The sequence below is a fragment of the Zhongshania sp. genome, from assembly GCF_041584495.1.
In the GTDB taxonomy this organism is placed as follows: domain Bacteria; phylum Pseudomonadota; class Gammaproteobacteria; order Pseudomonadales; family Spongiibacteraceae; genus Spongiibacter.
Map to the genome: position 1 here is coordinate 1 of NZ_JBFHDY010000132.1, position 9320 is coordinate 9320.

Here is a 9320-nt window from a genome sequence, read left to right on the forward strand (position 1 = left end):
CAAGCTGTTTATTCTTACCTGGCGTGCGGGCAAAGGCTTAGTAGTGGACCCGCACCACTTTACATTACTGGGTGTTTTCAACTATGAGGGCCAAGGCTGGGGCTTGTGCGCCAGTATTCATCAGGAGCGTGGTGATTTTCTGGTTATGAGTAACGGTAGCGATCAACTACAGTGGTTCGATGCCAACACCCTCACACTTAGCCACACGCTAAGGGTTAGCGATAATGGCGCCCCGGTGGATCAATTAAACGAGCTGGAATGCCGGGGCGACTACATTATTGCCAATCAGTGGCATGAGCAGCACATACTCATCATTCACGCCCTCACTGGCGAGGTCGTCGCCAAAGTTGACCTCAGCGCCCTCGCCCTTGACGCTGCGCAGTCGGCTGCTCTCGACCCCGAGGCCGTACTCAATGGTATTGCCTACGACCCGGGCGACGATAGCTGGCTGGTTACCGGCAAGCTCTGGCCAAAGATTTACCGTATTAAATTTGACCTAGACAACCTCAATGTTCCTCAACAAGCGACTAAACGATAAGTCATAGGCAAGCCCTTTTTCACCCGCTAGAATGCTAGACTTACTAATAGCAACGCCCAACACTCTGACATTTGGATAAAGCATGACTCAAGCAGCGCCTGTCGCAACAGCAAATCTCACAAGCCCCGCAGCCTTCCCCAGTTTTACCTTAATCAGTAGCGAAGAAATACCTGCACTCGGCGTGAGTATCGCGGAGTACCAACACATCAAAACCGGTGCCAGTCACTACCATATTGCCAGCGACAACCCTGAAAATGTCTTTTTAGTGGCGCTGCGCACCGTGCCCAAAGATTCCAGCGGCGTGGCTCATATATTGGAGCACACAGCGCTGTGCGGCAGCGAAAAATACCCTGTTCGCGACCCATTCTTCATGATGATTCGGCGCTCGCTAAACAGTTTTATGAACGCTTTCACCAGCTCGGACTGGACGGCCTACCCCTTTGCCAGCAGCAATCGCAAAGACTTTGAAAACCTGCTACAGGTTTATATGGACGCGGTGTTTTTCTCCCGTCTCCACCCATTGGATTTCGCCCAAGAAGGCCATCGCCTCGAATTCAAAGAGGCGGGCAACCCTGATTCTGAGCTGGAATATAAGGGTGTCGTGTTCAATGAAATGAAAGGTGCAATGAGCTCGATTTCCAGCCAGCTCTGGCACACGCTCTGCAAATACTTATTCCCCAGCACCACCTACCACTACAACAGCGGCGGGGAACCTGAAGACATTCCCGATCTCAGCTATGAGCAGCTCAAGTCCTTTTATGAGAGCCACTACCATCCCAGCAATGCCATTTTCATGACCTTTGGCGACATCCCCGCCGCCGAACATCAGGCGCGCTTTGAAGAACTGGCTTTGGCGCGCTTTGAGGCCATCGACAGCCATATTGCCGTCGGTGACGAGAAGCGCTACCACGCGCCGATTCGTGTGCACGAAAGCTACCCGCTGCCGGCCGCTGAAAACAAAGGCGACAAAACCCATATCGTGGTCTCGTGGCTGCTGGGCAAAAGCACCCAATTAGAGACCTTATTGGAAGCCCAACTGCTTGCCGGGGTTTTACTCGACAATAGCGCCAGCCCTTTGCTCCACGCCCTAGAGACCAGCACCTTGGGGAGTTCGCCCTCGCCCATGTGCGGACTAGAAGACTCCATGCGAGAAATGGTGTTTGCCTGTGGACTTGAAGGCAGCAGCGCCACCAAAGTAGAAGAAGTCGAAGCCTTGATTTTAGACACCCTGCGCGATGTTGCTCAAAACGGCATTGCCAAAGAGGATGTTGATGCGGTTTTGCATCAATTAGAACTGCAGCAGCGGGAAATCGGCGGCGACGGCTACCCCTATGGCCTGCAACTTATTTTAACAGCACTGGGCAGTGCTACCCACCGTGGCAAGCCCATTGAGCTGCTGAATTTAGACCCGGCATTACAAGCGTTGCGCGAACGAGCAGCAAAACCCGACTACATTAAACAATTGGCGCAATCGCTAATAGACAACCCCCATCGCGTCACCTTGGTGATGAGCCCCGACGAAAATATTCAACAGCGCATTGAACAGGCTGAGAAACAGCGCTTAGCTGATATTAAGGCCAATTTAAGTACTGAAGAAAAACAAGCCATTATCGACCAGGCAAGCGCCTTAAGTGAACGCCAAGCCCTTGAAGAAGATGACAGCATACTGCCCAAAGTTACTTTGGCAGACGTGCCCTTAGACATGCCGGGCCTCCACAGCGAGCAGGCCCAATTCGGCAGTTTGCCCTATACCCGCTACGGCCGCGGCACCAACGGGTTGGTATATCAGCAATTATTGATTGCCCTGCCAGATTTGGACGACGAAGAGCTATCACTGCTCTCCATATACACCCAAGTGCTGACTGAACTGGGCCTCGGCGATCAAGACTATCTCCAAGTGCAAGCGCGCCAAGCGCAAGTCTGTGGTGGCATCAGCGCCTATACCAGCATGCGTGGCGATATTAATGACGAACAGCAACTAAAAGCCTATTTGGTATTGTCGTCTAAAGCCCTGCTGCGGAACGCCAGCGCGCAAACCCAGCTTATGCGTGACACTTTAGAAACCCTGCGCTTTGATGAGTCTGACCGGGTTCAAGACTTGGTTGCTCAGCTTAAAGCCCGCCGCGAGTCCAGCATCACCGGCAATGGCCACAGCCTCGCCATGACTGCCGCCAGCGCAGGCATGAGCCCCATCGCTAAAATCAGTGAGGCTTTGGGTGGCTTAAGCGGAATCCGCCAGCTCAAAAACCTGAGCGAGCGCATTGAAGCCCCCGCGGAACTAAGCAAGCTAATGAGCCAACTTGCCGCCCTTCACAGCAAAATGCTCAAGGCTGAACGCCAGCTATTGATTATTGCCGAAGCTGACCGCCTCACTTCCTTGTGTGATGAAATCGCGCCACTCTGGCACGATTTTAACGCGCAAGCCAAAAGCCATTTCAGTTACCCGCCAGTACGAGAAGTTAAAAAAGCATTTTGGGTAGCTAACTCGCAAGTGAACTTCTGCGCCAAAGCCTATCCTACCGTGCCCTCAGACCATCCTGACGCACCCATATTAACGGTACTTGCCGCTTATATGAAAAACGGTTTTTTACACCGGGTTATTCGCGAACAAGGTGGCGCCTACGGCGGCGGTGCATCACAAGACTCAAACATCGCCGCCTTCCGTTTTTACTCCTACCGAGACCCGCGCCTTCAGGACACGCTGGCTGATTTCGATAAATCCATAGACTGGATGCTCAACACCGCGGTATCGGCTCAGGGGCTTGAGGAGGCGGTTTTAGGCGTTGTCAGTAGTATTGATAAGCCCGGTTCCCCGGCTGGCGAAGCCAAACAAGATCACCACAGCAATGTCTTTGGCCGTACCTTAGCGCAACGCAGACTTTTTCGGCAGCGCGTGCTTGCGGTCACTGCCGCTGACTTACAGCGAGTCGGTGATTGCTATCTCAGCAAGGGTGGCGCCAGCGTTGCCGTGCTGAGTAATGCCGCCAAGGCGGCAGAACTCAGCAACTGGTTAGCGGCGGAACACTTCAGTATTGAGCAACTGTAGTGCTCACTTGTTTGGAAGCGTCGCCTGTTGAGCCAGGGCTTCGGAGCGCATTTTATTGTATTCGCGCTTTTGCTTGGCACTGAGCAAAGCGTAAAAATCGCGCTGTGTTTTTAGTAAACTTTCGGTATGAGCAGCAGATAAGCGGCCCGCTTCGCTGCTCATACGCTGAATAGCCGCGTTGTCGAGCCGCGCCAAATTGGCAGTGCGAATGTTTTGCTGTACCGCAATCAAGCCCTCCCGAACGCTAGTCGCATCTTCAGCGAAACGTGCCATTAAAACCTTTACTTTTTGCTGCTGAGGGTCCGACAAATTTAACTTTGTCGTTAGCTCATCAAACCGCGCCCCATCTACGCCCCCAACTTGCGCAATGACCGGAGCTCCACTACTACTCAGCGCAAGCGCTAACACTAAGGCGTTCAATTTTTTCATTTTATTAAGTCCTAATAGTAATAAACATATAAATAAACCACTACCTGCAGTGTAAGATGTCTTAGAGTAAAGTGTTAATATGCTCTATGTCATAACCTTTATACTGCAAATAGCGCATGCATTTAGCCCGCTCCCGCGGGTCCCCCAAATTAATACCGGCGTATTTTTTCAGAAATAGCGTGTGTGCTGCCGCGAACCAATCCACATCTTCCTCAGCGAATTGCTCGATAATTAATGCATCACTTATTCCACGCTGTCGTAGTTCTGCACGAATTCGTTGGGGCCCAAAGCCATTTTGCACTCGCAAGCGGATAAACGAACCCGTAAAACGCCGGTCAGACTGCAAGCCATCAGCCGCAAGTGCGTCTAAAACGCTGCCTAGTTCATTGCTGTCAGGGAATTTACGAACTAGCTTTACTTCAAGTTCGCGGCGAGAATGTTCTCGACGAGCAAGGTAATCCATCGCTTTTTGTCGTATTAATTTTGTATCAAGCTGCTTCACAATACCGTTTCCACCTAAAAACCTCCTTAAACCGCTACAAAATCTTCGAATTCCCCTAAGTAAACTTCGGCAACTACTTATTTATTTCAAGCTGTATTAAGCCCAAAGTATCTACCAAGGCCGAGAGGGAATTGCCTTTGTATCGGTCCAATTCAATGTAAACGGAGATCGCCCCATGTTGAAGAAATTTGTAAATAAATGGACCCAGTTCAAACAAGACGAGAACGGTGCCAGCGCCATAGAGTACGCCGTCATGGCCGCGGTGCTTGTCGGTGTCATTGTCTTAGCGCTTGCCTTTCTAGACTTTGATACGGCCTTTACCACTATTAACACTAGTATGCAGTAGTATTCCAGCGTGCTGGCATTTTGGGCGCTGCTTTTGGCCATTGGCTATTACGACTGGCAACATCGTCGCATATCCAATCACTTATGTGCCCTATTACTGCTAAGCATTGCATGCAACAGCTTAATCGTTGGTCAAAGCATACCAATAAGTGCTGTGCTTGTTAATCTCGCCATTGCGCTTCTCCTTACACTCCCAGGCTATTGCAAGGGAGTGTTGGGTGGAGGCGATGTAAAGCTGATGATTGTACTAGCACCCGCATGGCAACCGCTGTTCTTACTACAGGCCTTTACTATTGGCGTGCTCGGCTTAGCACTGTTTATGACAGTAAAAACTTACTTGGGCAAAGCCTACGTCCGCACCGCGCCAACCTTTGGTGTAGACAGCGAGCGGGGATATTCTCGCGGCCTACCACTGGGTACAGCGATGGCCATGGGTGGTTTGCTTGGCAGTGCCTTAAGCCTGCTCCAGCACTAGGAACACGGGTTAATTTGTGCGCGCACTGACGCTCGCACGAGTTTATATTACGTACGACACATTCCCACCCTGCACAAACAGGTCGGGGGGAGCGGAAAATGGACAGGATGAAAAATTTCCCACGCAAGTATCAGCGTCGCCAGCACGGCGCCGTAGCCATCGAATTCGTTTTTATATTCCCCGTTTTTTTTGCGATTGTTTATGCCATCGCATGCTATAGCCTTGCCTTCTTAATGGTACAAACCTTTACCCACGCGAGTGAAGACGCACTGCGCGCCGCTATCGCAGTGGAGTGCCCCGGCGGATGCGCAGAAGAAGATTTACAAGCCACTGTGTTATTACAGGCACAAAATTCACTCGCGTGGCTGTCGCCAACGCAGATTGCCGAAGCCACCAGCGGCGAGAACTTCTTCACATGTGACGCCGACATGCTTTGTACGGTAAGCCTCAGCGCAGCACCTATCATTGACGGCATTAATTTACCTGGCTTTGGCAAGTTGCCCAACTTGCCAAACACCCTCAGTGGAAGAGCGAGCCTAAGACTATAGCGGTGATTACGGTATTATCGACTCAAAATTTCAGAGCCTAATTTAATACTGCTTGTAACTCACCCCTGACTCGGAAAATTTTAAAATGGAAAGCACCAAGTCACATAGGTAAATGTCGCGATTACTAGACTATGACACAAAGCGTAGTATCAAAATACAGCAGCAAATTACACAGCGTCTAGACTATGTGAAGCAATACCCCAATTACAGGCCCAACAACTCAGACTGATTTCAGGGACTTTACTATGCAATCAAGGACTTTAAAAATTATCGCGGCCCTGCTTATTATCAGCGCCATTGTCATGGGGATTATCGGTTACAAAATTAGCCGTGAAGACGCCCAACGGCAATCCAGTGTTTCAATAAGTAGCACTGATAGCAGCAATTTTACCTATGCGCAAAAAGTGCTTATAACTACCCGTAACATTGCCAAAGGCGACGTACTCTTAACTGAGGACCTACAAGCCCTACCCTTCCCCATTACAATTGACGATGGTTTTGAAAAGATTGCTGACGTGGTCAATAAAACGGCCGAGGCGCCTATCGCCAAGGGCGCCATTATTCGTCAGAGCGACTTTGAAGTGCGCAGCCTACTAGCGAGCCATATTACTAGCGGCCACCGCGCACTTGCCGTAAAGGTCGACGAAGTGATCGGCAGCGGTGGTTTTCTTCTCCCAGGAGACTACGTCGATGTCATCTTTACTACTAGGGCAAGTAAAGAGACATACGACAAGAGCTTATCCAGAAGAATACTACGCAATGTTCGCGTCTTAGCCTTCGGCTCTGAAATCGAAGGGAAGGCTATTCCGAGCAGTAACACTGACATTAAAACAAAAGCCAAAAAGTCAAGCACCGACAAAGACAGTGGCAAACGCAGCCGCTCCGCGGTTCTCGAAGTAGCACTAAATGATATAAACACACTCGTCCTTGCTGAAAATAGCGGTGTACTTCGTCTTGTCGGCGTCGGCGACGCGGATAGCATGCTCGAAAACGGCAACGCGTCAAACCAGCTCGACAACACTGAAGATAAGGCAACGATGATGCGCGCGGTAACTGGGCTAAAGCCTCCCGCGGCGCCAAAATCGGTCTATGTCTACAGTGGTGACAAAGTAGAAACTATTCGAGTTAAGAATTAATGAACGCTGGCAACCCAATGCAACAGGGAGTATTAACCATGAAAAAAGGATTATTCTTTATCCTCCTATGCGCACTGCTGATACCGGCAGAAGCCAGCCCTTATAAAACATTGCGCTTAAATTTAGGTGAGCAACAAGCATTAAACACCCAATACAGTGTTAAACGCAGTGCCATTGGCAATCCTGAGGTCGCCAGTTTACGGGTATTAAATACTCGGGAATTTTTACTCACAGCCAAAAGCCTAGGCTCCACCCAATTGCTCCTGTGGCAGGGTGGTGGCGAACCCACCGTATTTAAAATCGATGTCGTGCCGGATCTCCCCACCAGCGCAACTTACGGCGTGGCGGTGGACGCTAGCGGCAGTAGCACCGTGCTCTCAGGCAAAACCAGCTCACTTAGCCAGCACGACCACTTACTGGCCATGACAGGTCCCAAGCGGGTCGACGACACCGAGGAGCAAGGCGCAATTCAAGTACAAACGGATATTCGCATCATAGAATACAGCCGCTCACAGTTAAAACAAGTTGGCACCTCAATGGCTTACACCGGCAGCAATGGCTCCATCGCGGCGGGTTCATCCAGTCTAATGCCAACGATAGCTGGCAGCCCGATCGGCGCGCTACTCGGCAATGTCGTTAGTGGCGCAGATGCCTCTTCGATACTGGTCGGCTACGCAACTCAATCATTTAAAGGCGCTATTAATGCCCTGCAACAAAATGGCTATGCCTACACCTTAGCGGAGCCTTCGCTCGTAAGCCTTTCAGGACAAACCGCCAGTTTCTTAGCCGGTGGTGAATTCCCTTACCCAATATCAAACCGCGATGGCCAAGTACAAATTGAGTACAAAGAATTTGGCGTACGCTTACGTCTAACACCGACCGTATTAAGCGAAAACAGCATCATGCTCAAAGTAGCCCCTGAAGTCAGCGATCTCGACTTTAGCAGCGGCGTGCAAGCGAGCGGCGTTTCAGTGCCACTGTTAAGAGTACGCCGCACTGACACATCAGTTCAGCTGGCACCGGGAGAAAGCTTCATCATAAGTGGTTTAGTCAGCCGCAGCACTTTCAACAATGCTAATCGCGTACCTGGACTCGGTGACATTCCGATTCTTGGCGCACTATTTCGCTCGTCTAAATTCGAACAGGAAGACAAAGAATTACTGATGATAGTAACGCCTCACTTGGTTAAGCCAATTGCTAAACACGCAAAGCTTCCTGAGCTTCCCGGTGAAACCTATCGCAGCTATACACCGTCATTTAGTGACATGATGTTTGGTGACTCGCTCAAGCAAGACACACCAAATACTGCACCGCAATCCACGGCTGGCGTCGGCTTTGCAAACTAGCCACAGTCATTAAGGAGAGCAGCATGAGATTAAAAGAACGCCGAAAAAAGCCTGAACTCGACAGTTCGGGTGATTCTCACGAGGATCTAAAGGCAGCCCTACACCGCTTTGTCATTGATCGAATCGAAGATGATAAAGTGATTTATGACGACAACCCCCAAAAGTTGAAAGAAGTGATTTCGGCCTATATGCGTCAGTACTGCCGAATTTACGATGTAAATATCAGCCGCGATCAATATGCCGAACTTGAAACTGCGCTGGTCGATGAAATCACCGGTTACGGACCGCTACAAGCCCTACTCGACGACCCTAGTATTAACGATATTTTAATCAATGGCCCTCGTAAAATTTATATCGAGCGCGCGGGTGTGTTGTCCCAGGCAAATATGCGCTTTTTAGATGACCGTCACGTACTCCGGGTAATTCGGCGAATGATCTCGCCCCTTGGACGCCGGATAGATGAGTCCAGTCCCATCGTTGATGGCCGTCTCGCTGACGGCAGTCGAATAAACGCCATCGTTCCACCTTTAGCACTCGACGGCCCGTGCCTGTCAATTCGTAAATTTCGTAAGGACCCTTTAACAGCGGAAGAGCTCCTCGCCGGTGGTTCTATTACGAGAGAAGTGCTCGACTATATGATTAGAGCCGTTGAGCAACGTCGCAATGTGTTAATCAGTGGTGCAACGGGCTCGGGTAAAACGACACTACTTAATATTCTCAGCCAGTTTATTCCCCACACCGAGCGTATCGTTACCATTGAAGATGCGGCGGAACTGCAATTGCGCAACGGCCATGTCGTTAGGCTAGAAACGCGACCAGAAAACAACGAAGGTGTCGGCGAAATCAGTGCACGGGAATTAGTTAAAAACGCCCTGCGGATGCGCCCAGACCGAATTATTGTTGGTGAAAGCCGCGGCGGTGAGGTACTTGATGTTCTTCAGGCCATGAATACCGG

The 9320-nt window shown here is 50.4% G+C and carries 10 protein-coding genes; 8 read left to right on the forward strand and 2 right to left on the reverse strand.

The genetic code is table 11. From position 1 onward, the window contains the following. Window positions 1-538 (forward strand): glutaminyl-peptide cyclotransferase (locus ABYP33_RS15965; RefSeq protein ID WP_373092147.1); only part of this gene is annotated, 538 nt, incomplete at its 5' end. Window positions 539-620: 82 nt separating this feature from the next. Then, the gene (locus ABYP33_RS15970; protein ID WP_373092148.1) at window positions 621-3584 is read left to right on the forward strand and encodes an insulinase family protein; all 2964 of its coding nucleotides are present in this window, start codon (window positions 621-623) and stop codon (window positions 3582-3584) included. 3 nt (window positions 3585-3587) lie between these two features. On the opposite strand, the gene ABYP33_RS15975 is transcribed toward ABYP33_RS15970, so the two are convergent. Both ABYP33_RS15975 and ABYP33_RS15980 read right to left on the reverse strand, forming a co-directional pair. Next, window positions 3588-4013 (reverse strand): Spy/CpxP family protein refolding chaperone, encoded by a 426-nt coding sequence (locus tag ABYP33_RS15975; protein ID WP_373092149.1) that lies wholly within the window; start codon window positions 4011-4013, stop codon window positions 3588-3590. Window positions 4014-4074: 61 nt separating this feature from the next. Beyond that, complete coding sequence (locus ABYP33_RS15980) at window positions 4075-4515, reverse strand: regulatory protein RecX (RefSeq protein WP_373092150.1); 441 nt, start codon at window positions 4513-4515, stop codon at window positions 4075-4077. 175 nt (window positions 4516-4690) lie between these two features. On the opposite strand from ABYP33_RS15980, the gene ABYP33_RS15985 reads away from it, so the two are divergent. The 6 genes from ABYP33_RS15985 to ABYP33_RS16010 form a co-directional block, all read left to right on the forward strand. Then, on the forward strand, window positions 4691-4861 hold the full coding sequence (locus ABYP33_RS15985; protein WP_373092151.1) for a Flp family type IVb pilin: 171 nt from the start codon (window positions 4691-4693) through the stop codon (window positions 4859-4861). Between the two features lie 9 nt (window positions 4862-4870). Continuing rightward, the gene (locus tag ABYP33_RS15990; protein ID WP_373092152.1) at window positions 4871-5335 is read left to right on the forward strand and encodes a prepilin peptidase; all 465 of its coding nucleotides are present in this window, start codon (window positions 4871-4873) and stop codon (window positions 5333-5335) included. Between the two features lie 98 nt (window positions 5336-5433). Further along, window positions 5434-5883, forward strand: a complete 450-nt coding sequence (locus ABYP33_RS15995) for a TadE/TadG family type IV pilus assembly protein (protein ID WP_373092153.1) — start codon at window positions 5434-5436, stop codon at window positions 5881-5883. A 245-nt stretch (window positions 5884-6128) separates the two neighbouring features. Beyond that, window positions 6129-7019, forward strand: coding sequence for a Flp pilus assembly protein CpaB (gene cpaB / locus ABYP33_RS16000; protein WP_373092155.1), 891 nt, complete (start codon window positions 6129-6131; stop codon window positions 7017-7019). 38 nt (window positions 7020-7057) lie between these two features. After that, window positions 7058-8365 carry a type II and III secretion system protein family protein gene (locus ABYP33_RS16005; protein ID WP_373092156.1) on the forward strand — a complete coding sequence of 436 codons (1308 nt, stop codon included), beginning with the start codon at window positions 7058-7060 and terminating at the stop codon, window positions 8363-8365. 23 nt (window positions 8366-8388) lie between these two features. Next, window positions 8389-9320, forward strand: a 932-nt coding sequence (locus ABYP33_RS16010; RefSeq protein ID WP_373092157.1) for a CpaF family protein, incomplete at its 3' end; no start/stop codon positions are given.

Coding starts and splice junctions, on each gene's coding strand:
- cpaB (WP_373092155.1), top strand. CDS start 6,129: ATGCAATCAAGGACTTTAAAAATTATCGCGGCCCTGCTTATTATCAGC.
- ABYP33_RS15970 (WP_373092148.1), top strand. CDS start 621: ATGACTCAAGCAGCGCCTGTCGCAACAGCAAATCTCACAAGCCCCGCA.
- ABYP33_RS15975 (WP_373092149.1), bottom strand. CDS start 4,013: ATGAAAAAATTGAACGCCTTAGTGTTAGCGCTTGCGCTGAGTAGTAGT.
- ABYP33_RS16005 (WP_373092156.1), top strand. CDS start 7,058: ATGAAAAAAGGATTATTCTTTATCCTCCTATGCGCACTGCTGATACCG.
- ABYP33_RS15995 (WP_373092153.1), top strand. CDS start 5,434: ATGGACAGGATGAAAAATTTCCCACGCAAGTATCAGCGTCGCCAGCAC.
- ABYP33_RS15985 (WP_373092151.1), top strand. CDS start 4,691: ATGTTGAAGAAATTTGTAAATAAATGGACCCAGTTCAAACAAGACGAG.